This window comes from Pseudomonadales bacterium (assembly GCA_024234615.1).
In the GTDB taxonomy this organism is placed as follows: Bacteria; Pseudomonadota; Gammaproteobacteria; order Pseudomonadales; family IMCC2047; genus JAJFKB01.
Window position 1 is genome coordinate 1277333 of sequence record JACKNY010000001.1, and the last position, 24416, is coordinate 1301748.

A 24416-nucleotide genomic window follows, 5' to 3' on the forward strand; every position below is an offset into this window, starting at 1 on the left:
AATTATTTTGTTGAGGCAGCCTCAGTTTTGGCGCGCAGTATAGCCTAGTCCATTCAGTATTTGAAAGATTTCATGGGGGGCTCAACGGCAAGTTGATTAGGGTAAGTTAATGCTCAAACGTAAAAATACCCGCGTTTCGAAAAGGTTAAAGTCTTCGAACTCCGGGTAATCATTTAATAAATTGTGAACAATAAGTTCTGCTTTAGCTGCCCTGGCACCAATATTAAAGGTTTTTGCCAGTCTCAAGTCGAGCCGGTCTTGGGACTTGATCAGATCGCCTTGGCGCCAAGCGACCTCTGAAACGTAATACCACACAAAGCTAGCATTCCAGCCATGTTTGAAGGTTTTGGATACGAGCAGATTGGCATTATGTCGTGGCAGCTCCCGGTCTAATGCCGGAATTTCCAATGGTTCGACACGCTTGAAACGGTTGCCATGAAAGTCTGTGTAGGCGTACTGTAATGAGAGCAGGATTGTGTTGCTGGGGCGGAATTGGATTTGTGTGTCAATGCCCTTGCTGACCCAATCCATTGTATTGGAGACAGTATGAACATCGCCGCTAAGGTCAGGGAAAAGATTAATGACTTCACCTATGACACGATCAGTTTCCGTTCTGAAAGCTCTTAGGTCGACCGTTAATTTGCTGTTTAGAAAGTTACCTAGATAACCGATTTCTACTTCTCGAACCTTCGATTCGTCGATGTTGTCATCAAAATTTATATCCACATCGATCAAAGTTCCATCTGCAAAGGAGGTCGCTTGGAATTGGCTGGACTCTAAAACTGATGGTGTTCTATTGCCATAGGTATAGGACGAGTGGATAACCTGACCCGGTAAGAATTGGTAATTAACTGCCGCACGCGGAGAAATAAAATTACCAACAATATTATTGTGTTCGGACATTGCACCAAAGTTAAAGGTTAACTTTTCCCCCAGCCGCCATTCCCAGTTGGCAAAGAGCCTGTACTGGAATTCGTCCACTGCATCCTTACGACCTAGCAGAAATTCACTACGAATTTTGTCGTACCTGACCCCGGCACCCCAAACCAAACGTTGATGCTCGGTTAGGTTCAGTTTATGCTGTAACTCAACATCAAACCGCTCTGAAACAGTGTCGCGAATTCCAGTGACTATATCTTCATCCGCATGGCCGTCAAAAATCAGCGGTATAAATGATGGAGGTACGCTCAAGAGGCCAGATAGTGGGCCGAGCTCTCGAATCTCATCCACAGCAAGGCGATTGTGGTAAAGCTGAAGTTGAATTTCATTAGTGTTTTGTAGACTTTTCCGCCATTGTATAAATTGGAAGTTAGTTTCAATCTCTCGCTCATTAAAACCGTTCGGGCCGTCCGTCAGGTCATTACCTGGGATATCCAGGTCGCTTTTGCCCACGCCCATCTGAAAATCTATGGTATCGAATACCGTGGGTGTGTAGATGAGCCTGAGGTTTAGGTGGAGAGCTTCATTAGAGTCTTGAATCCGGTCAAAAGGTATCGGGTTTGCTTGCTTTTTAAGTCGAGGGAAACCTTCATTTGAACGATAGGAAACACCCAGGCTATAGTTGACAACACCAAGGCTACCGTTTTGTCTGATCTGAGTGTTACGGGTATGGAGATCGCCAAGGGTGACATTGATATTGGTACCATGTGCTTTAACCGGATTGGCAGTAACGATATTGATGGCGCCTAGATAAGCATTTGAGCCATAGGCAGGGGTGTTTGAACCTCTTAATACCTCAATGTAATCGATATCTTCAACGGTTATGCCCAGAGAGCTCCATTCGACAGCGGAAAAGATGGGTTCGTAGACTGATCTCCCATCTATCATGACTTCGAGATCGCCAGGAAACTCAATGGTTAATCCTCTATTAGTTACGCCGAATTGATTACCGAATACGTAATAGGAAATATAGCCTGGAACGAGACGGAATAATTGTGGAATTTCAGTAGCGCCGGATGCTTCAATCATTTCGCGATCAATAATAGTAATTGAAGCTGGCACCTCGGTAATTTTTTGATTTAATCGTGTTGCTGAACTAACGATAGGCACTTCGCTGAGAAAATCGGCTTGATCAATTTGCTCCGATGCTAGGCCAGTCTGTGCAAACACCGGCTTAGAAAACAGGTTGCAAAGAGTAAAGATGAGTATGCTGGCAAAAGCTATCGTCTGTGACTTGCGGGTTGTTAACAATTTGAAGGTTAAAAACCAATATTCCTTTCGGCTATTTATCATCAAGTTGGTCATCACGTTTTGTTGGCGCGGCGATTATAGCATAGCAATTTAAAAATTTGTTCTGAGTAAACCATGTAATCATAGGGGTATCGGCTATACCCAAAATAACTAATACTTATGGGTTATTTACGTCCGTTGGCTAGGGCGCAATAATAGCCCAAATGAGTTTAATTGGCTGGGTTTATTCGGCCAGCAGGGGTTAATCAAGGATGGTTAGCGGCAAAGGAAGATTCACGGATGATTTTTGGTCACGGATGACCTCCTCCCTTTCTTCGTGCTTTAATTATAGCTAGTTATCGTTAATTTTAGTTAGCTATCGCGATTAAAGCTTGCCGCTAGCAATTCTACCAAGCGGTTAAAGTGATCGTTTAGTATTTCTTCGCTTGACGCAGAAGCGAGTAGTTCAATCTGCTTGGTCAGCTCCGTAATTTCAGTATAACTATCCCTGTTTATCACGCCTAAAATCTGATGTGTAAACATCTTGATGCCGTCTCGGTTCATGTGCTTAATGGCTAAACCTATTTCCTTCGCAAGCCGAAACAGCTCTTCTCTTAACTCTTCTTTCGAAACGGAGATCATCGGTTGGGCTAAAACTGGTGGACTCAACTTCTTGTCTCTGTGCCAATATTTTGTCAGTGTTGTAGCCAGCCAATCCTGGCGAATAGGCTTGTGCAGTATCTCATTGAAAACGCCGAGTTTATCGTTGCTATTCTGCTCGCTGGTAATAGCGGCAGTTAACGCGATAATGGCAGGTTGCTTATTTTTTCCGTAGTGTTGTCTAATCAAGGTGGCGGTTTCAAGGCCATCGATTTCCGGCATATTTAAATCGAGTAGAAAAATATCTATAGGATTATCTTGATGAATTTGGAGTGCTTGTGCGCCATCTGATGCTTCAAATACTTCGGCCCCCATCATTTTCAAAATCTTGGTGATAAAGCGTCGATTAAAGTTATTATCCTCAGCGATCAAAATTCGAGCACCGCTAAGCTGTTGCTCGGCGTAGCGTTTTGAACGATAGTTTGAGTCCGATGGAGCATTAAATGGTAACGCCTTCTTGACAGCGGTAAGTGCTAATAAATGATCTGAAAAATGGCTGCTACGGGAAGGCTTACTGATAAAGTCCAGTGGTTGGTTCTGTTGCCATATTATGGAGTCTTCTTTAAGAGTTAGTATTGCGGTACCACCTGTCAGGAGAATTGGCAACATAGTGTATTCTCGGATGTTGCGGATCAGCTGTTGCAGTGGTTCGGATAGTATTTCCTGCTGGCTCAAGCCAATAATTAGTGCATTAAATTTACCCGCATCTTGCTGTAATTTTTGAAACAAGGCGTATTGAGTGGTAACAGTAGTGATGTTTGTCGTCCATTTTAATGCATGGTGCCTTAACGCCCTTAGCGACCATACATTTTGGTCATAGATGAGTAGTTGATCTAAATTTATTTTTGGTAAGACATTGGTGGGGACGCTGCTATGGTCGATAGCTAGTGTTATTTGGCAGCTAGCCTCGACGCCTTGACCACAGGCGCTGGTTAGTTGAGTATCACCACCCATTAATTGTGCCAGGCGTTTAACAATGACTAAACCGAGGCCAGAACCCCCAAATCGGCGTGAAATGCTAAGGTCGGCTTGGCTGAACTCCTTAAATAGATGTTCCAAATCTTTTTCTCGAATGCCGATGCCTGAATCTTTTACCAACAGGTTGATCGTTGCAGTTTGCTCAGTAGTTGATTCGATGGAAACGAAAATGACTACCTCTCCCTCTGAAGTAAATTTGATGGCGTTGCTAATAAGGTTGTTCACTATCTGACGGAGTCGCAACGCATCTCCTATTAGCCGTCTCGGCACATCTGATTCGATAAAGAGTACGAGCTCTATACCTTTTGCAAAGGCATGATGGGCGTGCATCGCCACCACATCTTCCATGCAGTCTTCCAGGTTAAAAGGGAGCATTTCCAGTTCAATTGCGTTGGCTCGAAGTTTGGTGAAATCCAAAATATCATTGATGATAGAAAGGAGTAGGTCGGATGACTGCTTAATAATTTGATTAAATTCCCGTTGCTGCTCGGCTAATCCCATATCCTCCAGAAGTTCGCTATAACCCATAATGGAAGTGAGAGGTGTTCGCAGTTCATGACTCATTCGTGCAAGAAACTCGTCCTTTGCAATATCTGCCGCAATGAGATCATTTTGGGCTTGCTCCAATGCGTGATTTTGTTGTTCGAGATCATCAAGTGTCTGAGTAAGCTGTTTGGTGGCTTGAGCAATGCGTTGTTGTAATTCTTCGTTGACATATTCAATGCGCTCGGCCATGCGATTGAGCCCCTGGGCAAGAATACGAAATTCTTTGCCATTCAATTCTGGTGCTCGGGCGGAAAGGTTTCCTGACTCAAGTTGCTGAACGGTATTGGATAACTGAGAAAGAGGTGTTGTGATTCCTCTGCCTAAGCGAATAGCCATCAATATCGCGATGGCTAAGCCAAGACTGGCGATAAAAATTCCAGTAAAAAGAATGCGGCGCTGCTTCTCCAGTAGTAGCGATTCACTGACAGAAGTCTGTACCCAGCCTAAGGTTCTTTTTTCTAAAGAGGGCTTTAGCGAACGATTGTCCGCAGTAGAAAAATCGTCCACTTCTAGCGCACTATATAGAACAGGCTGTTGGAAAAACCAAAGCGACTGCTGTTTAGTCATTGCGGAAGAGGCGAGAGTATTTAAATCGACTTCACCCATTTGGATCAATATTTTTCCGTCAGGATCAAAGAAGCTTACCGACTTGACGTTATTTTCGGTAAGAACAACTTCGCCAATAGCGCGCAACGAATCCGTATCACCGGAAAACATATAAAACTCAGTTACCTTGGCGAGGTAGCGACTGATGTCTTTGCCTTCTTGGATGAATAAGTCACGCAATTCCGCTTGGCTTGACCGGATAAAATAGCCGGATAGCAGGCAAGTAATGAGGGCAAGCGGAATAACCGCAAGTAAGAGCATCTTATGTCTTATATTCCAATTGCCTTGGTTTAAATTTGTCATGGGCATGGGGTTATCTATTCATTCAGTTCAAAGCCATCCTGGCTCGATGAGTTTGCCTGAGAAGTTTCCAGCTCTTTTAACGAGTGGCTGATCTCGGTTTCGTCCAGTTGGCTGAAGCCAAGTGAACGTTTAACTTTGTCGTTGATGCGGACGACATAATATTTGGGAAATTCAAAAGGCAGAATTGCGGTAGGATTTCGCAGCTGATCAATAACAAGTTCTGCGGTTTGCTGGCCTATCTGTTCTGGCGTGCTGAAAATGGATGCCAAGGCTCCGGCATCAATGTATCTATTTGAATAGCCAATCACGGGAATGCCATGTCGATAGCTAAGAAAAATAATCCAGCGCGCGGTGGAGCGGTTAAAATCAGCTTTGTCTGGCAGCACGATATAGGCTTGGCTGTTTGACATGATGGGCTCTAATATTTTAACCGGGTTATGCTGTGGGTCCAGTTGTGCGGTGTTGAGGCTAATAGCAAACTCCTTTGCTTGCTCTTGAAACTCTGGCGTGCGAGCGTTAGATAATGCCCCGGTTAACATTCCTATCTGCGTGACACTTGGATTGATTAAGCGAGCAAGTCTAAGAAGACGTTGTGCCGGCTGATCAAGATAGATACCTCCGAGCAGTCGCTCATGCCCAGTTTTGCTGTGGCTCTTGTGCTGTGCGAGTAACTTGCTGGCTGCATTTTGCGTGATAAAAGTTGAAATAATTTTTGCTTCGGATGGCGACTCAAGTGCTAATGCAGTGGCGCTCGTCCCAACCGTAATAAGGGTATTCGCTTCTGTAATGAGTTCGGGGGGGATGATGCCCTGTTTAGTTAGGATATGGGATGAAACCTGGATCGATATCAGCGTACTGGCCTGAAGAGACTTAGTGATAGTATCCGCCAGCTTTTCGTAAGCAGGATTGTCGCCAGAGAGAACTATGCTGACCTTATATTCCGCCCCGGCGACTCCTGTGAGGAGTAAGGAAAGGACAAATAAGCAGCGGCTAAGGTTTAAATAAGGCCGCCGTAATTTTTTGCTCGAATTGAGTACGCCAAGCTTCGTCGGCATGATATCGAACGACCTGGGTCGTATTAGATACGATTTTAGGTAAAACTTTCCTTGTGTAAGGCTTTTCAAGATGATTCCCTTCTTGCCGTTTTTCTTACATCTAGAGTAAATTCAATTTTTCCGCAGCGATACCTGCTTGGGTGCGATTATCCAACTTGAGTACTTTTAATATGCTGCTGACATGCACTTTTACAGTGTTTTCAGAAACCAGCAGCTCTCTGGCTATTTGTTTATTGGACTTGCCTTCGCCCAGCTTAGCTAAAATTTCCTTTTGCCTGACCGTTAGCTGTCGTTTTAATAGAGCTTCCTCGGTGTCTGCATTATCTGCTATCGACACTTCCGCATCGTGCAAACGGAGGCTATCAGCAAAACTAGCCGGAATATGTGTGCCGCCAGATAAAACAATATTAACCACATTATTAAATTGTTGTGTCGAACTGGACTTTGGGATGAAGCCCATAGCTCCTAGCTCCAGCACTTTGCGCACATGGGCTGGGTTGTCCGTAGCCGAAATAACGATGATAGGGAGTTCCGGATGGTTAGTGCAAAGTTTGCGCAGAAAGGCAAAGCCGTCCATGTCGGGCATAAAGAGGTCAACAATGGCCAGCCTGAAATCAATGTTTTGTGCCGCCAGCTGTAATGCCTGAGTAGCGCTGTCGGCATTAAATATAACCGCTTGCGGCATGATCTGCTTCAGGTTGTCCTGTAAACCGGATCGAATAAAAGTGTGATCATCGGCTATAAGAATATTCATTGAGTGGCGGCCTAAGTTTCAAATGGCTGTTTGGTTTTCAATTACAACTAATTTTACGCTATCTCGAACCGATTTTAACTAACCTTTATGTATTAATACATAGGAGTATTTAGTGGTACAGAACGATACATAAGGCATATTTCGGTTGACATTATATTAGTTAATGCTAAATTAGCCCGTATGAAAAATATCCCACCTATGGACCTACTCAGACAAAATGCGACTGTAGCGGCGCGTTTAATGAAGGCCCTCTCTAACCCTAGTCGACTTCTTATCTTATGCCAGTTAGTTGAGGGCGAACTTTCTGTCGGAGCGCTAAATGAAAAAGTTGCCTTAAGCCAATCTGCCTTTTCTCAGCATCTTGCCGTATTAAGAAAAGATGGTCTTGTGAAAACACGCAAAGAAGCACAAACCGTTTATTACTCGTTAGCGAATGATCGTGCGGAACGTGTCTTAGAAGTTTTGCACCAATTATTTTGTCAAGAATAGAGCTACCAGGAGAAGTAAATGAGTAAAAATTACCCAGCCATTACCGCCGAGATTGCCGCCACGCTTGGAAAATTACATAAAGAAATTCCGGCTGTGATGCAGGGTTTTACCGAGCTGGCCAAAGGTGCTACCGCAGAGGGAGCCCTCACGACAAAAACCAAAGAGCTGATCGCGTTGGCGTTGGGTGTCGCCGCACGCTGCGATGGCTGTATAGGCTTCCATACCAAGACACTAGTTAAGCAGGGCGTAACCAGAGAGGAGTTTTTGGAAACTTTGGGTATGGCTGTTTATATGGGTGGCGGGCCTTCACTTATGTATGCCGCAGAAGCATTGGAAGCTTACGAACAGTTTAAAAATGCCTAATGATGAAATCTCTGAACAGAGAATATTGGGAATTAATTGGAAACTCATTAGGTTGTAGCGGTGTCCTATTGTCAAGTTTGTTCGACTTACACCGGCTTTATGATGATGATTCTAGATCATTGTTTTAAACTTGTGGTGCGTCAATGCCTATCTCTTATTGGAATATGATAAATGACTGAGCCTGAAGCCCCCCAAACCCCAGAGCTAGAATTTTCCAAAAAATATACGCTTGAGCATTCGCAACAATATGCCGAAAAGCACGAAGCAACTCCAGCGCGTAAGTTCTCCGATTGGCGGGAGCAGCGCATTGCCAGAAGTAGTTTAAAGCTTGCGGGAAATCCAAAAAAAGTATTAGACCTTCCCTGCGGTACCGGTAGGTTTTGGCCGTTGCTGGCGGAGCAGAAAAATAGAGCAATATTGGCAGCCGATAACAGTGAGCATATGCTAGAAGTCGCACGACAGGTGCGAGCACCGGAAGTCGTGGAGCGAATTAAATCATTTCAGACTTCCGCTTTTGACATCGACTTACCCGATGAAGCCGTAGACTGCATTTTTTGTATGCGATTGCTACATCATATAGGCTCAGCGGAACATCGTGCGGCGATGCTTAAAGAATTTCATCGTGTCACCGCTGATACGGTCTGTATTTCGCTTTGGGTTGATGGCAACAAACAGGCAAGGAGACGCTTAAAGCTTGAGCAAAAGCGCAGGACGTCAGGCATAAGAACCAAGCTTCAAAATCGATTTGTGATGCCAAGACGACAAATAGAGTACGAATTTGGTCAGGCAGGTTTTCAAGTGAAGGGATATTTTGATTTTTTTAGATATTTCTCCATGTGGCGAATTTATGTTCTCAAGAAACAATGAGCCTAAGGTGGTGCGCCACCTCTTTACCTCGAAGAAGGCTAAAAAAATATTAGAAGATAACGACCTAGGTCAGTTTGATCGTATTTGGGCTCTGCAAGCACCCTGGTTTGAAGACCCTAATGAAAGGCGCGATGGTGTCAGTGGCGTTGTTACCTGGCAACTTAAATTACCGGATGACTCAAGTCAGCGTGTATTTATCAAACGTCAGGAAAACCATAATACTAGAACCTATCGTCACCCGTTCAGAGGTGAGCCGACCTTTTATCGCGAATTTCGGAATCTCCAAATGCTTGAGTCTATGGGTGTTCCTGTGATTGAAGTGCTCTATTATGGTGAAGCGCTGGGAGCAGGTAAACGCCAAGCGATATTAATATCTAAAGGGCTAGATGATTATGTCTCCCTGGAGGAATGGTTTAGTCAGCCCGAAAAAATAAGTAACCAGGATTCTGTGAATGCTGTGCTCAGTGCCTTGGTGAAAGCAATTAAACCTATGCACAATAACAGAATTAAGCATGGTTGCTTGTACGGCAAACACCTCTTTGTTAAAGAATTACAGGCTCAGCAAGATGCCCCCGTCTTCGATATCAAGCTCCTGGATCTTGAAAAAGCAAAAAAAATCTGGTCTAAAAGGCTCGCGATAGAAAAGGATTTGAGTCAGTTACTGCGTCACATGCCCGGGCTTGACCCTGGCGCCTCTGAAAAATTACTGGCCTATTACTTTGCGGATTCTGATTTGACGGGCTGGCGACAACGCTTAAATCAAGCTATTCTCGCCAAGCAGGCAAAGCAACAACAAAAAGCCAAAGAGGTTGCTTGAATAGCCGCGCGCAATCGGCGACAATGCACGCCGCGTTTTTATGGTAACTCTCGTTGGTTCCCCCGCAATGAAACTTTGTGAACCCCGCCAGGCCCGGAAGGGAGCAACGGCAGCAAAGAATTCATGTGCCGGGGTGTAGCTGGCGGGAGTTGCCTCCATTCTCAGGGTTCATTTGTCTGTTGGCTTAAGGCTTTATTTTCTGTCCGGTAATTTTGGTGCAGGAGGAAAGAAGCAAGTTTTGACTGGTGAACTTTGTCCCGAACAGATAGCATAAGGGTTTCACCAAATACTTTAGAGATGCCCTTTATGAAACCCGGGTTTAATACGAATTAATATGCAGCATCAGGTACTCGCGCGTAAATGGCGTCCCCGCACTTTTCAGCAAATGGTGGGGCAGGAGCATGTACTGAGGGCGTTAGTTAATGCGCTTGACCAGGATCGGTTGCACCATGCTTATTTGTTCACCGGTACGCGAGGAGTCGGTAAAACGACCATTGCACGTATTTTGGCCAAGTGCTTAAATTGCGAGGCCGGCGTCAGTTCTACACCCTGCAACCAATGTTCTTCCTGTACTGAAATTAATGAGGGCCGCTGTGTTGACTTGATCGAAGTGGATGCGGCTTCACGAACCAAAGTCGAGGATACGCGGGAACTGTTGGATAACGTCCAGTATGCGCCCACCCGCTGTCGCTTTAAGATTTACCTGATCGACGAAGTCCACATGCTTTCAACTCATAGCTTCAACGCACTTTTGAAGACGTTGGAAGAACCGCCGCCACATATTAAATTTCTATTGGCAACAACGGACCCCCAAAAATTACCAGTCACGATTCTATCCCGTTGCCTACAGTTTAATCTTAAAAATTTGCCGCCAGACGCTATTGTCGGTCATCTCAAGCATGTTTTAACCGAAGAGCACATTGCGTTTGATGACCCAGCGCTTTGGCTCCTGGGTCGTGCCGCTGATGGTAGTATGCGCGATGCCTTGAGTCTGACGGATCAGGCCATCGCCTATGGCGAAAACAAGGTGCGTGAAGCGGATGTCGGCGCGATGCTTGGCAGCATAGATCGTGGTCGGGTATTTTATTTGCTCGAAGCATTGATCGCAGGCAATGCTGCTCAGTTGCTTACTCAGGTCGCTGAGTTGGCGCAGTACTCGCCAGACTATCGCGCAGTACTGGATGAGCTCATTGCTATATTACACCGAATTGCGGTGGCGCAAGCGGTGCCAGAGCTGACTGACAATAGTTTCGGTGATCTAGAGAAAATTCAAGCGTTGGCAGCACAGATTACCGCGGAAGACTTACAGCTTTATTATCAAATTGCGTTGATTGGGCGTAGAGATTTACCATTGAATTCTGATCTGCGGGCCGGATTGGAAATGGTGCTTTTACGTATGCTTGCATTTCGTCCGGATAGCCAATCGCCGGGAGCAAAGGGGGGCACACAACCAAGTGATTCAGACCTCAACGCCGCCCCCGAATCAAAAAAAAAACTAACGACTAATAATTCTTCCAGCACAGTATCTTCTAACTCGGGATATAGTCGCCACAATTCCCCATTGCGAAAAATTCAGGAAGAAGTGCTTGGCATAACCAGTTCGTCGGGCGCGACAGCGCAACGGCAAAGTCGACAACCTGTTCAAACTGAAACCAGCGAACGTCCAAAACTAGATTTGGTGATTAATAATCGCGCTGAACCTGAGCCCATGGTAGCCGAGCCCCGTGTTGAGCCAAAACCAGTTGCTAGTGATTTGAAGGGCTCGGCATCAACCGCAACAGATAATGCAATATCTGAGCTTAAATCGCCGAGCAAGCTAAAACTTGCGCAGATGACAAATAATGAACTTTGGGTTAAACAGGCGCTACAACTGCCTCTCAGAGGGATGAGTAAAAACATTCTGCTGCAATGCATTTATCTGGGGCAGCAAGCATCGGCAATCCAACTTAGCATAGATCCACAGTATTTTGATTTGCTGAACGATGCACATCAACAGCGAATCAATCAAGCATTAACAGAGTATTTTGAGCAACCCGTTCTGGCGAAAATCACGGCTGGGACTTCGGTGTTGGAAACACCGATCGGATTTCAGCAACGCCAACAAAAGGAACGCTTGCAGCTGGCGCGGGACGCTCTAGAACAGGACCCGATAGTTCAGGCAATGGTTCAGCAGTTTGAAGCTGTATTGGATATTGATTCGATTGAGCCAAAAGATTAATAGCAGTGGGAATGTTTTAGCATGGAAGAGATGTTCTCAAGGCGAACGTAAACAGAGGTGATTAAAGATGAAAGCAGATTTGGGTGAACTGATGAAGCAAGCGCAACAGATGCAGGAAAAAATGCAGAAGGCGCAGGAAGATTTAGCACGGGCAGAGGTGATCGGTGAAGCCGGTGCGGGCCTGGTCAAGGTCTGTATGAACGGCCGTCATGATGTAAAACGAGTGGAAATTGATCCGAGCCTGATGGGCGAGGATAAGGAAATGCTGGAAGATTTGCTAGCCGCCGCAGTTAATGACGCGGTACGCCGGGTGGAGCAGAAAAACCAAGAACAACTCGCTAGTATGACAGCAGGAATTGACTTGCCGGGTGGCTTTAAAATACCGTTTTAACAGATTGTTTTTTAAATTATTTATTATTTTTTATTGATGATTCAGTTGTCCTATTATGTCATTTAGCCCCCTTATCGATCAGCTCATCGACGCCCTGAGGTGTTTGCCGGGTGTTGGTCCAAAGTCTGCGCAGCGTATGGCTCTGCATCTGCTGGAAAGCAATCGTGAGGGTGGCGCTAAAATTGCGGAAACTTTGGCACAGGCTATTCGTGAGGTTAAACATTGCCAGCAATGCCGCATTCTGTGCGAAGTCGATACCTGTAAAATTTGCGCCAGTCCGAAACGTGATGTGACCTTGCTCTGTGTGGTGGAATCGCCAGCGGATGTACTGGCGATTGAACAGACCGGTCTATATCGAGGACGATATTTTGTACTCAAAGGTCATTTATCCCCGATCGACGGCGTCGGGCCGGAGGAAATAGGCGTTGACCAACTGGTTGCTCTGGTAAACCGCTCGGCGGTGGAGGAAGTGATCATGGCGACCAATTCCACTGTTGAAGGAGAGGCGACGTCACACTATATCGCCGAACAACTAAAACCCAGCAATATTACCATTAGCCGCATTGCCCATGGCGTCCCTCTTGGGGGGGAACTGGAGTATGTGGACGGTGGCACTCTGGCCCACGCATTTCAAGGCAGGCGGTCAATTTTTTAATGAGCTCCTGACGAGAAGAGGACTGTTTGAATCAATTTACGCCCGATCCCATAAATTACCAATGGGTTGACAGTGACGACCAGTTAGCCAAATTAGTTAAACGATGCCTAACGGCAGATTGGGTCGCCATCGATACCGAGTTCGTCAGAACCAATACCTATTACCCCATTATCGGTTTGATTCAGCTGGCTTTAGGCGAGGAGTTTTTCCTTATTGATCCACTTGCCATCAAGCAAACGCAGCCGCTTAAAGACCTTCTATCTCACCCTCAGGTGGTAAAGGTGATGCATGCCTGTTCGGAAGATTTGGAAGTGTTTCAGCGTTATTTGGGGATGATGCCGGAGCCTTTGTTTGATACACAAATTGCCGCCGCCGTGCTCGGTCATGGTTTGTCCGCTGGTTATAAAACCCTGGTTGAAGAAATCTACCAAGTCAGCTTACCCAAAGGTGAACAGCGTTCCGACTGGCTACAGAGACCTTTAAGTGAGTCACAAAAGGACTATGCGGTACTCGATGTGGTTTATCTGGCGGATATTTATCAACAGCAATTAGTGAGTCTTAAGCAACTGGATCGCTTAACTTGGGTTGAGCAGGACTGCCAGAATTTGTTGGCGAAGCAGCGGCAACAAACACCGCCAGAGCAACAGTATCGGCGCATCAAGGGGGCGGGCACCTTGACCGGCGAACAGCTGCAAATATTACAAGCTCTGGCAACCTGGCGCGAGCAGGAAGTGGAGCAGCGAAATATACCTCGGGGTTTTTTGCTTAAGGATTTGGTGATGGTGGAGTTGGCGCGAAGGCAGCCCGACTCGATGCCAGCATTAGCGGAAGTGGAGCAAATCCACCCTCGCGTATTACGTAAAGATGGCCAGCAAATACTTGATATAATCGCAGTGGCCGTCGCAAGAGGTGGTTCGTTAGAAACCCTAGATACGAGCTTGTCGCGCGAGGCAAAGTTGCAGTTAAAGCAAATGCAAGGGCTGATCGCTGCCAAAGCTAAATTACTTAATGTGCCGCCGGAACTGATGATGAGCCGCAAACTTATGGTCACCTGTTTACTGAATTATTTAGCGACGGGGAAACCTGAATTACCGGCGGGGTTAACTCCCTGGAAACGTATGCAAATAGAGACAGACTTAATGAAATTGATGGCTAGTTTTTCCGAGCAAGGTTCATGACGCTGATATGTTCAATCTACAGAAGTCCGCGTAAGGAAGGTATGTACCTTTATGTAGACAAAGAAGTGGGTGTGGCTAAGGTACCTGAAACCCTGTTAAAAGCTTTTGGTGAACCTCACTTGGTGATGACTTTAGCATTGAGTCCAACTCAGAAACTTGCGAGGGTTGATCGGGATGAGGTAATACGCAGCATCGCAGATAAAGGTTTTTTTCTACAGATGCCGCCTGGCAAACAAGATAGCGCGAGTAAATTCGATGCGCCCGGACACTCCCTGAGCTGACACACTTATGCCTGAGCCACGTTTTTGGGAAACTAAATCGCTAGGGCAAATGACTGGCCCAGAATGGGAATCTCTCTGTGACGGCTGTGCGCGCTGCTGCCTGCAAAAACTGGAAGACGAAGATACTGGCGAGGTTTATTACACCGATTTGGCCTGCCGTAACCTGGATTTGACCAGCTGCCGCTGTAAAGACTATGCGCAACGCACCCGCCAGGTATCTAATTGTATTTCTCTGGGGGTGGATAATTTGGACGCACTGCAATGGTTGCCGGATACCTGCGCCTATCGCTTAGTGGCCGAGGGAAAAAGGTTGTACGATTGGCATCCGCTGATTTCAGGTTCCGCCGCCTCAGTCGTTGACGCCGGTATTTCCATTAAAGGAAAATGTGTTACCGAAACGACTGTGCCTAGCGAACAGTGGGAAGATCATTTAATTGATTGGGTTCAGATAGGCTAGGGCTGCCTATGACTACCGCTTACATCAGCCATCAGGATTGTTGCTTACATGATATGGGCAGTTATCACCCTGAAAGCCCAGCCAGATTAGAGGCCATTCAGGCCCATATGGAAGCGAGCGGACTGCTGCAGCAGCTGATATCGATTAAGGCGCAACTGGCCACCACCGCACAGCTCGAGCGTGCCCATTCTGCCGCTCATGTGGCGCGTATTCGGGCCTCGGCACCGGCGCAGGGATTGGCGTCGATTGACTCGGACACCTCCGTATGCTCGCACAGCATTCGGGCTGCCGAACTTGCCGCCGGGGCAATTGTTCAGGCCGTGAATGGCGTCTGTGAAAAGCACTTTGATAATGCATTTTGCGCTGTTAGGCCGCCCGGCCATCATGCGGAATATACCACCAGCATGGGCTTTTGCTTGTTTAACAATGTCGCGGTAGGCGTTAAACATGCTCAGGTACAGTGGGGGTTGAGGCACATTGCGGTATTAGATTTCGATGTCCACCACGGGAATGGCACGGTGGATATTTTTAAGGATGATCCTTCAGTCATGGTTTGTTCCAGCTTTCAGCACCCGTTTTATCCCGGACGTTATGCGGATCTGCAACGGCCTAATATAGTTAACACACCACTGGCTGCCGGTACTGACGGCGAGCAATTTCGGCAGGCAATCGAGCGCGATTGGCTGCCAGCACTGGCACGACATCAGCCTGAAATGATTTTTGTCTCAGCGGGATTTGATGCGCACCGTGATGATCCGTTGGGCGGTTTGAATCTGCTGGAAGAAGATTATGCCTGGGTGACCCAACTTATTGTCAAAGCGGCGCAACAGTATGCCGGTGGCAAACTAGTGTCGATACTAGAAGGTGGCTATAACCTGCAGGCTTTAGCGCGCAGTGTGCATGTGCATGTGGCGGAATTGGTTAAAGCGTAACGCGGGGTGAAGGGAGTTTGAGTCATCCCCTCATCCTATCCTTCTCCCTCAGGAGAAGGAATTCGGCCGTTGAACTTGCTTAAAGAAGCGCCATTGATGGCGCAATCTTACTCATTAAATACAGGATATTGTCGCTTATGACTGAACTCAGCAGTATGGACTTGTTGTCGTTACTCTGGTTTTTTCTCTGCTGGATTGGCTATAACTACTTTTCCCGCTTTCGGGCCAAAAAAGTTGATCGTCTGCAAAATATGCTGCAACGTTATATTGAAGAATGGATTGCCGTGTTACATAAGCGCGACGTCCGCATCGTTGATACCACTGTTATCGCGAATATGGAGCGCAATGCCAGTTTTCTCGCCTCCAGCTGTTTATTGATTATTGCCGGTTTGCTGACAGTGCTTGGTTCAACTGACCGCGCGATTAATCTGATTGCCGATCTCCCCTTTGTCACCGATATTACGCGTCAGGGTTGGGAACTCAAGTTGCTGGTGCTGTCATTCATTTTTGTTTATGCTTTTTTTACCTTTACTTGGTGTATGCGTCAGTATGGCTTTGCTTCTGTGTTAATAGGCAATGCGCCGCTTTATAATGACCCGACGGTAACCCCGGAACAACGGGCCGTACACATCGAGACGCTTTCCCGTATCGTGGGTTTGGCTGTATATTCTTTCAATCTAGGGTTGCGCGCTTATTATTTCAGTCTCGCGTTGTTGGTCTGGTTTATCCACCCGCTAGCCTTTGTTGTCGCCACTGCCTGGGTCGTGGGTGTTCTCTACCGACGCGAATTCCAGTCGAAAACCTTACGCACGCTGATGGCGGGACGCTCTCATGGTTAAAAGCTGTCGTTGCTGAGTCTTGAAAAAGTCAGTTTAGCCCCCATTTTCTAGCCCAGAGTTTATTCTTTGCAACGGATCCGTAGCGGGAAGTTGCAGCTTGTACCTATGCACAAATAATGAAACAGGAGACAAATGAAAATGGCAGTTGAAACGCAGAAAGAAACCCTGGGATTCCAAACGGAAGTCAAGCAGTTACTGCACCTGATGATCCACTCCTTATATAGTAATAAGGAGATATTTCTGCGCGAATTAATTTCCAATGCGTCGGATGCGATCGATAAATTACGCTTTGAAGCGCTGGCTAATGCGGATCTCTATGGTTCAGATACCAGCCTTAAAGTACGTGTTGAATTTGACAAGGATGCTGGCACGCTGACTATCAGCGATAACGGCATTGGTATGTCACGCGATGAAGTCATTGCCAACCTGGGCACTATTGCCAAATCCGGCACTTCTGAATTTTTACAACACCTGACTGGCGACCAGAAAAAAGATTCGCAGTTAATTGGTCAGTTTGGTGTCGGTTTTTATTCCTCTTTTATTGTGGCCGACAAGGTCACTGTTGAAACTTTGCGTGCCGGTAGTCCCGCCACCGAAGCTGTCCGCTGGGAATCTGCTGGGGAAGGGGAGTTTGACCTGGAGAATATTGAAAAGGCTGATCGCGGCACCCGTATTACCTTGCATTTGAAAAAGGGCGAGGAAGAATTTGCCGAAGGCTATCGTTTACGCGCCTTAGTGAGAAAGTATTCAGACCATATTTCCGTGCCAGTGGAAATGCTCAAGGAAAACTACCCGCCTGCGGCAGAGGACGAAGAAAACAAGGAAACCGAGGAAAAAGTACCAGAGTTTGAATCGGTTAACGCTGCCACTGCGCTATGGATGTGTCCGCGTAATGAACTCAAAGATGAAGAATACAAAGAGTTCTACAAGCACGTCTCACATGATTTTGAAGACCCGCTGAGTTGGAGTCACAATAAAGTTGAAGGTAAGCTTGAATACACCAGCTTACTCTATCTTCCCAAACGTGCGCCCTTCGATATGTGGAACCGCGAAGCGCCGCGCGGTTTAAAACTCTACGTACAGCGCGTCTTTATTATGGATGATGCCGAGCAATTCCTGCCGCTTTATCTGCGTTTCGTGAAGGGTATTGTCGATTCCAATGACCTGTCGCTTAATGTTTCTCGCGAAATACTGCAAAAAGACCCACAAATCGACAAGATGCGCAGTGCCTTAACTAAGCGCGTGCTGGATATGCTCGGTAAAATGGCTAAGAACAAGAAGGAGGATTACGCCATCTTCTGGAAAGAATTTGGCTCAGTCATTAAAGAAGGCCCGGCAGAGGATTTTGCCAATAAAGAACAGATTGCTAAACTGTTGCGTTTCGCCACCACTCATGACGATAAGGCTGAGCAAACCCATTCGTTGGAAGACTATATTAGCCGCATGAAAGAAGGCCAGGACAAAATCTACTATGTCGTCGCCGATTCCTTTAACACCGCTAAAAATAGCCCACATATCGAAGTCTTCCGCAAGAAAGGTGTAGAAGTATTGCTACTGTCCGACCGTATCGATGATTGGTTGATGAGCCACCTGATGGAATTCGATGGCAAGCACTTCCAGGATGTTGCTAAGGGCGAGCTGGATTTGGGCAAGGTCGAAGACGAAGCGGAAAAGAAAAAGCAGGAAGAGACAGCGGAGCAATTCAAAGATCTGGTCGAGCGCGTGAAGACCTCGCTGCAAGAACAGGTGGAAGATGTGCGCATTACCCATCGACTGACTGAATCGCCTGCCTGTTTGGTGGTGGGTGATCATGATATGGGCGCACAGATGCGGCGTATCATGGAAGCCGCTGGGCAAAAATTACCGGAGAGTAAACCCATTCTGGAACTCAATCCGGAGCACCCTTTGGTAGCGAAGCTCAAAGGTGAGGATAAGGATGATCGATTTAACGATCTGGCGGCCATCATTTTTGAGCAGGCGCTATTGGCGGAAGGTGGTCATTTGACCGATCCGGCCGCTTACGTGAAACGGCTCAATAAATTATTATTGGATTTAAGTCAGTAGAGACCTTTTCATAATGTCGCGAGCGAAGGCAAGACAAGGCAAAAACCGGCGAAAAAGCGGAGTTTATAGCTATAAATGAGTATTTTGAGCTGACTTTTAACGCCGTATTGCCGAGCGTAGCAATTATGCAAAGGTCTCCAGTAATTAACACCCTCGATCAGCGGGTCTAGGTCAAGTAAAATATCAACAATTTGTTACAAATCTAAGGCGGCTTATTAAGGCCGCCTTATTTGTTTTGGTAAAACAAAATGTTAGCGGAAATAGCTCAATTACATGCCAATATGCTTTAGATAATTTGGCTATATTGAAATCGTCTGTATATAAAAATCTTTATAAAAAGCACCTATTCTAGGGTTGCGCTCGCACCATATTTTGATAAGATCGTTCACCTCAACACAACATCTAGTGTTTTTAGTCTTCAGTCACAACATGGCCGCTGGGTGATTAAAATAACAATATTCCTTTCTGAGGTTCCGCATGAATGTTTCTTTAAAAGCTGTGACTCGCAGCGTTGCCGAAATTACACTCCAGGACGCATCCCTTGATATCTGGGACAAAAAATACCGATTAAAAGCAAAAAATGGCGATCCTGTTGACGCCGATATTGAAGCAACCTTTCAGCGTGTAGCGAGGGCTTTAGCGGATGTAGAAACATCTGATGAAAAGCGTGACTTTTGGTACAAGGAATTTTTATGGGCGTTGCGCCAAGGCGTGATTCCCGCCGGGCGTATTATTTCCAATGCCGGTGCAGGCGCGCACAAGCCTGCCACCTCAACTATTAACTGCACGGTTTCCGGTGCGATTAAAGATTCGATGGCAGATATTCTGGCAAAGAACGTGGAAGCGGGCCTCACGTTAAAAGCCGGTTGTGGTATTGGTTACGAATTTTCCACCTTGCGTCCGCGCGGGGCTTATGTCACTGGTGCGGGTGCTTACACCTCCGGCCCCTTATCCTTTATGGATATCTACGACAAAATGTGTTTTACCGTATCTTCGGCGGGCGGACGCCGTGGTGCACAAATGGCCACCTTCGATGTTGGCCACCCGGACGTCTTGGATTTTGTCCGCGCCAAGCGCGAAGACGGGCGTCTGCGCCAGTTTAATTTATCCCTGTTGATTACCGAAGAATTTATCCAGGCGGTTAAAGATAAGGCTGACTGGCCCTTAGCCTTTCCCTTAACCGCACGCGAAGTGGAAGAAGACGAGATTGACCTGAATGACGCGAGTAAAGTGATCTGGCGCGAAGAGCCGATTAAAGAAGGCTATGTCCATAATGCCAGCGGCAAAGTAGCCTGCCTGATTTATAAAACCGTCAAAGCCGAACGTGTCTGGAACGCCATAATGTCTTCCACCTACGATTTTGCCGAGCCCGGTTTTATTCTCATCGACAAGGTCAATGAGATGAACAATAACTGGTTCTGCGAAAATATCCGAGCTACCAACCCCTGCGGCGAACAACCCCTGCCAGAGTACGGCAGCTGTTTGCTCGGTTCCGTGAATCTTACCCGCTTTGTACGCGATCCCTTCACCGCGAAGGCGCGTTTCGACTGGGATGAATACCGCAAGGTCGTGTCCGTGTTTACTCGCATGTTGGACAACGTCGTCGAAATCAACGGCTTACCGTTAGAACAGCAGCGCCATGAAATTATGAATAAGCGTCGTCATGGCATGGGCTATCTGGGGCTAGGTTCCACCATCACTATGTTGGGTATGCGTTATGGTGATGAATCCTCCCTCGATTTTACTGAGGAAGTCACGAAAGAAATGGCCATGGTGGGTTGGTATACCGGCCTGGAACTGGGCAAGGAAAAGGGCGCAGCGCCGATTATGGAAGAACGTTTTGAGGTCACCGAAGAAATGCTGGTGAAGCGCCCGGAAATGCGCCGCGACGGTTATCAGGTTGGTGATCTGGTGCCCGGTAAAGTATTGCACGCTAAATACAGCCGTTATATGCAGCAGGTGGCCAAGGAAGACCCGGAACTGGTTGAACAAATTGCCGAACACGGGGTGCGCTTTACCCATCACAGCTCAATCGCTCCAACCGGTACTATCTCATTGTCTTTGGCGAATAACGCCAGTAACGGCATCGAGCCGAGCTTTGCGCACCATTACTCGCGTAACGTGATCCGCGAAGGACGCAAAACCAAAGAAAAGATTGATGTCTTTTCCTTCGAACTGTTGGCCTACCGGCAACTGATCAACACTAAAGCCATGCCGTATTCCGACGTTGAAGGGGAACAACTGCCGGGGTACTTCATCACCGCCGAGGATGTTACGCCAAAACAGCATGTGGATATTCAGGCTGCCGCGCAAAAGTGGATCGACTCATCCATTTCGAAAACTGCCAATGTACCGACCGATTTCCCCTACGAGGAATTTAAAGACATCTATATGTACGCCTACGACCAAGGTTTGAAAGGCTGCACCACCTTCCGCTTTAATCCCGAAGCTTTTCAGGGCGTACTGGTGAAAGAAAAAGACCTTGAGAAAACTACCTACCAGTTCACTCTGGAGGACGGTACAGTGCTGGAACTCAAAGGCAATGAAGAAGTGGAATATGACGGCGAGATTCACAGCGCCGCCAACCTGTTCGATGCCATTAAAGAAGGCTATTACGGCAAGTTCTAGCCGGTAAAATTTGTAGGTTCGACTGGTCTATCCTTCGGGTGTTCAGCCGAACTAGAACTGGATAACCAGGCAATAAGATAAAGACATGAGGAGGCCAACAATGGCCATTAAAATAGATAAGAAAATCGTCGATTACAAAGTGCTCAGCGAAGCTGACAAACAGCAACAGGCTGAAGCCGCAGAACAAGCCATCGCCAAAAAAGCGGAAAGCAACATCATCCATATGCACGAAAGTGTCGGGCGACCGGAAATGCTGGTGGGTTCCACCTACAAAATCAAAACACCGGATTCCGAACACGCCATGTACGTCACCATTAATGACATCGTGCTCAATGAAGGCACCGAGCACCAACAACGTCGCCCCTTTGAAATATTCATCAACTCCAAAAACATGGAGCACTTTCAATGGATTCTGGCACTTACCCGGATTACCTCAGCCGTATTCCGCAAGGGCGGGGATGTCACCTTCCTGGTGGAAGAAATGCGCGGCGTATTCGACCCCAAAGGCGGCTACTTCAAGAAAGGTGGGCGTTACATTCCCTCCTTAGTCGCTGAAATAGGCGACGTCATCGAAGACCACCTGAAGAAAATCGGCATGATCGTCGACGAAGGCATGAGCGAACATCAGAAACAAATATTGCAGGAAAAGCGTGATCAGTATGAAGCCGGTCAAAAAGCGTTTCAGCCAGTCGATGCCGATGACGCGCAATATCCGGCAGGCGCCAACCTCTGTGTAAAATGCAACACCAAAGCCGTAATCCTGATGGACGGCTGCATGACCTGTCTGTGTTGTGGGGATTCCAAGTGCGGATGATCGAATAACAATGACAATAACGAAAGGGAATTCGGGTGGTAATAAAAATAAGGCGGCTAGCGGTTAATTATAGCGTTAGCCGCTTTTTTTTGGGGGGAAGGTGTGATTTTTTATTTGAATTTGGCTCGATAATAAAAATACGGAATAGCGAAGGTAGAATTTTATCTGTTTTTCAATGGGTTATCGTTTATTAATAGTTTGAATAAAAAATTAACTTGCGGCACGATAATAATTATTATGAGGCGGCAGACGGCCTCATAAACATACTGTTAGCTGAACAAAGATAAAAGCATGGAAGAAGAGAATACAAACCCATTTAGAAAACCTGGTATGGTTTTAGTCACTATTGGCTTAATTGATATAGCTGTAATGGCATACTGCATTGCCAATAAAATAAGCTATTCATCAGAGATTTTTTCAACCTTCTTTCAAACGATCTAACACTTGAGTGCTAAGCCTGGTGAAATCTTATATGTGAAAAATTGGTATCAGGAATGCTTAACCATCAAAGCAGAGAATCGATTTGAGCACTACCTTCTACACCCAATCCCAGATAAAAATCCGTATGTTTAGCTCATCCCTGTAGCTTCCTATAAAGATGGCGAACTTGTTGTTAAAACTAAAACAGGCGAGCTAATCAAACTTGAGAAAAACTGATAGGGTGCAAAAAATGCATAACAAGGTGGTGTTGTTTGCCACTTCGTGGCTGACAAATTACGCGTTGCTCCAGCCGCCCCAAAACCACAGCGTTATACGTTTGAATCAAGAGCACCGCTGAAATGGACGTGAATCAATCTTCGGTCAATGGACAGGTAGTACAAATCAGGAGATTACTGTATTGCGAATATTAACGACAGAGGCGATCTGATAGATGGTCGCGTTTCCGTTTTGAGCGCGCGTTATTGTCAATGAGCCCTTTCCAGATTCGACCATGGCCTATTTTTTCTTTCAGGGAAATGGATACAGATAACGAAATATCGTCTTTAGCCTCCGACGTTATTTTGGGAAGATGGAAATATTTAACACCTGAGCAGCGCGCCAAACTTGCAGTTGATTCGCAGACAATTTATCCAGTTCAAACAAATTTCAGGTGGAGCGAAGGTCTTTATAAGCTGAAAAAGCTCGAATGGACTCTGTTTATTCCAACGGCCAAACTCAGTCAGACGAGGCAATACCGAAAAAGAAACGACTAGTTCAAAAGTTTTCCATCAGAAGATGGATTGGGATGAGTTTAAAGCTGCATCAGGCCAAGAAGATGGAGTCATCTATCGGCAGGCAAGACATTGGCGCTTAAGAATAGTTTGCTGTGGACAGCTAAGCTGACCTCATTGACTCATTTGGATGTAAAAAGTACCAGCCAGAAAGCACATCAACGCTTTTTCTGAACACGAATTCGACACCACCGAAGATCGATCACTTGAAGATCAGTTAAAACTTTGCGCAACATCGGTCCAACTCCGTTATTGGACTGGACGAAAAGCCCATTTGTTGCTGCCTTTTTGCTTTTGTACATAAAAGCTCAATAAAAAGTGAGGCCCAGTTAGCATTTTTATGACGATCATAAGTGGTCGAGAGTCGTTGGTAGACAGGCGCAGCTGCCGATCGCCTAAGCCAACCGTGAGGAATTTAGAGTTGCCCTGTTTCGGGAATCAGCGTGTTTTGCCACAGCAATCCATAAACAATGTATTCAAAACGTCAGGACGATATAGAAACGATCATTAAGAACAATGAACAGCATCCAGGGCAATACTTAACAGCCATTGCATTGCTTGAGAGCAGCGATCAAAGTGTTACAGATCTAGCATCTTACAGCAACTTGGGGTGCTTTATTTCCTGGCAGAGGGTGCAAGCAATTGAACATTAGGCACTTCGCGAATAGTCGAATGACGTATAACAGCGGCCTGCACACGGAATCGCTACGCTCCGCTTCGCGATCTGGTGAGGCCAGTCGTTTTATGTGTAAAGAGAGAGCATGGATTCGATAATCGTATTACTATTTTTAGCCTTTCTAATTGGTATGGGAATATTCATGATTAGGTATGCTCGCCTATTGCAGTCTATCGTAGATTTTTCAAACGAAAATGAGGCTGAAATATTCGGTGCTCGCTATAAAAATTTATATCACCTCATGGCAGATGTAAGCTTCCTTAACATGCTTTGGGTCAAAGATTGCCATGTTCAAATAAACAACCATCAGCTATCTAAATTAATTAAAAAAGCACATTGCATGCTGCGTATTGGGGTGCTTACTGGTATCGTAATATTCTTAGTTCCCCTAACTAATGCAGTGGTGAATATCGGTGCGTAATACACATAACAATATGTGCAATGTTCGCCAGCAAGCTGGCTGGA

At 46.3% G+C, this 24416-nt stretch carries 22 protein-coding genes and 1 other RNA gene; 19 read left to right on the forward strand and 4 right to left on the reverse strand.

The window, feature by feature from the left end:
- Positions 1-96: 96 nt before the first annotated feature.
- The 4 genes from H6995_05890 to H6995_05905 form a co-directional block, all read right to left on the reverse strand.
- Positions 97-2232, reverse strand: a complete 2136-nt coding sequence (locus H6995_05890; protein MCP5214519.1) for a TonB-dependent receptor — start codon at positions 2230-2232, stop codon at positions 97-99.
- A 309-nt stretch (positions 2233-2541) separates the two neighbouring features.
- Positions 2542-5220, reverse strand: a complete 2679-nt coding sequence (locus H6995_05895; protein ID MCP5214520.1) for a response regulator — start codon at positions 5218-5220, stop codon at positions 2542-2544.
- A 56-nt stretch (positions 5221-5276) separates the two neighbouring features.
- The gene (locus H6995_05900; GenBank protein ID MCP5214521.1) at positions 5277-6317 is read right to left on the reverse strand and encodes a hypothetical protein; all 1041 of its coding nucleotides are present in this window, start codon (positions 6315-6317) and stop codon (positions 5277-5279) included.
- A gap of 100 nt (positions 6318-6417) precedes the next feature.
- Positions 6418-7071, reverse strand: coding sequence for a response regulator transcription factor (locus H6995_05905; GenBank protein MCP5214522.1), 654 nt, complete (start codon positions 7069-7071; stop codon positions 6418-6420).
- Positions 7072-7269: 198 nt separating this feature from the next.
- Between H6995_05905 and H6995_05910 the strand changes: the two genes are divergently transcribed.
- From H6995_05910 to H6995_06000, 19 genes are all read left to right on the forward strand, one after another.
- Positions 7270-7560, forward strand: coding sequence for a winged helix-turn-helix transcriptional regulator (locus tag H6995_05910; protein MCP5214523.1), 291 nt, complete (start codon positions 7270-7272; stop codon positions 7558-7560).
- An 18-nt stretch (positions 7561-7578) separates the two neighbouring features.
- The gene (locus H6995_05915) at positions 7579-7923 is read left to right on the forward strand and encodes a carboxymuconolactone decarboxylase family protein (protein ID MCP5214524.1); all 345 of its coding nucleotides are present in this window, start codon (positions 7579-7581) and stop codon (positions 7921-7923) included.
- Between the two features lie 171 nt (positions 7924-8094).
- Positions 8095-8790 (forward strand): class I SAM-dependent methyltransferase, encoded by a 696-nt coding sequence (locus H6995_05920; GenBank protein ID MCP5214525.1) that lies wholly within the window; start codon positions 8095-8097, stop codon positions 8788-8790.
- Positions 8771-9607: a hypothetical protein gene (locus H6995_05925; GenBank protein ID MCP5214526.1), complete on the forward strand. Its 837-nt coding sequence runs from the start codon at positions 8771-8773 to the stop codon at positions 9605-9607. Before H6995_05920 ends, H6995_05925 begins: the two co-directional genes overlap by 20 nt.
- Before the next feature lie 51 nt (positions 9608-9658).
- Positions 9659-9755: signal recognition particle sRNA small type (ffs, locus tag H6995_05930), an RNA gene on the forward strand.
- A 186-nt stretch (positions 9756-9941) separates the two neighbouring features.
- Positions 9942-11825: a DNA polymerase III subunit gamma/tau gene (gene dnaX, locus H6995_05935; protein MCP5214527.1), complete on the forward strand. Its 1884-nt coding sequence runs from the start codon at positions 9942-9944 to the stop codon at positions 11823-11825.
- Positions 11826-11892: 67 nt separating this feature from the next.
- Positions 11893-12216, forward strand: a complete 324-nt coding sequence (locus H6995_05940; GenBank protein ID MCP5214528.1) for a YbaB/EbfC family nucleoid-associated protein — start codon at positions 11893-11895, stop codon at positions 12214-12216.
- Between the two features lie 55 nt (positions 12217-12271).
- Entirely contained in the window at positions 12272-12871 is a 600-nt protein-coding gene (recR, locus tag H6995_05945) for a recombination protein RecR (protein MCP5214529.1), read from the forward strand.
- A 26-nt stretch (positions 12872-12897) separates the two neighbouring features.
- A complete protein-coding gene (rnd, locus tag H6995_05950; protein ID MCP5214530.1) occupies positions 12898-14049 on the forward strand; it encodes a ribonuclease D in 1152 nt (383 codons plus the stop codon).
- Positions 14046-14330 (forward strand): YcgL domain-containing protein, encoded by a 285-nt coding sequence (locus H6995_05955; GenBank protein ID MCP5214531.1) that lies wholly within the window; start codon positions 14046-14048, stop codon positions 14328-14330. The genes rnd and H6995_05955 overlap by 4 nt, the downstream gene beginning before the upstream one ends.
- 7 nt (positions 14331-14337) lie before the next feature.
- Positions 14338-14787 carry a YcgN family cysteine cluster protein gene (locus tag H6995_05960; protein ID MCP5214532.1) on the forward strand — a complete coding sequence of 150 codons (450 nt, stop codon included), beginning with the start codon at positions 14338-14340 and terminating at the stop codon, positions 14785-14787.
- Positions 14788-14795: 8 nt separating this feature from the next.
- Complete coding sequence (locus H6995_05965) at positions 14796-15719, forward strand: histone deacetylase family protein (protein ID MCP5214533.1); 924 nt, start codon at positions 14796-14798, stop codon at positions 15717-15719.
- A 137-nt stretch (positions 15720-15856) separates the two neighbouring features.
- The gene (locus H6995_05970) at positions 15857-16558 is read left to right on the forward strand and encodes a DUF599 domain-containing protein (protein ID MCP5214534.1); all 702 of its coding nucleotides are present in this window, start codon (positions 15857-15859) and stop codon (positions 16556-16558) included.
- A gap of 138 nt (positions 16559-16696) precedes the next feature.
- Positions 16697-18622 carry a molecular chaperone HtpG gene (htpG, locus tag H6995_05975; GenBank protein MCP5214535.1) on the forward strand — a complete coding sequence of 642 codons (1926 nt, stop codon included), beginning with the start codon at positions 16697-16699 and terminating at the stop codon, positions 18620-18622.
- Between the two features lie 477 nt (positions 18623-19099).
- Positions 19100-21250: an adenosylcobalamin-dependent ribonucleoside-diphosphate reductase gene (locus H6995_05980; protein MCP5214536.1), complete on the forward strand. Its 2151-nt coding sequence runs from the start codon at positions 19100-19102 to the stop codon at positions 21248-21250.
- Positions 21251-21350: 100 nt separating this feature from the next.
- Entirely contained in the window at positions 21351-22064 is a 714-nt protein-coding gene (locus tag H6995_05985; protein MCP5214537.1) for an NrdJb, read from the forward strand.
- A gap of 291 nt (positions 22065-22355) precedes the next feature.
- Positions 22356-22505, forward strand: coding sequence for a hypothetical protein (locus H6995_05990; GenBank protein ID MCP5214538.1), 150 nt, complete (start codon positions 22356-22358; stop codon positions 22503-22505).
- Between the two features lie 995 nt (positions 22506-23500).
- Complete coding sequence (locus tag H6995_05995) at positions 23501-23590, forward strand: FRG domain-containing protein (protein ID MCP5214539.1); 90 nt, start codon at positions 23501-23503, stop codon at positions 23588-23590.
- A 446-nt stretch (positions 23591-24036) separates the two neighbouring features.
- Positions 24037-24372, forward strand: coding sequence for a hypothetical protein (locus H6995_06000; GenBank protein ID MCP5214540.1), 336 nt, complete (start codon positions 24037-24039; stop codon positions 24370-24372).
- Positions 24373-24416 lie beyond the last annotated feature (44 nt).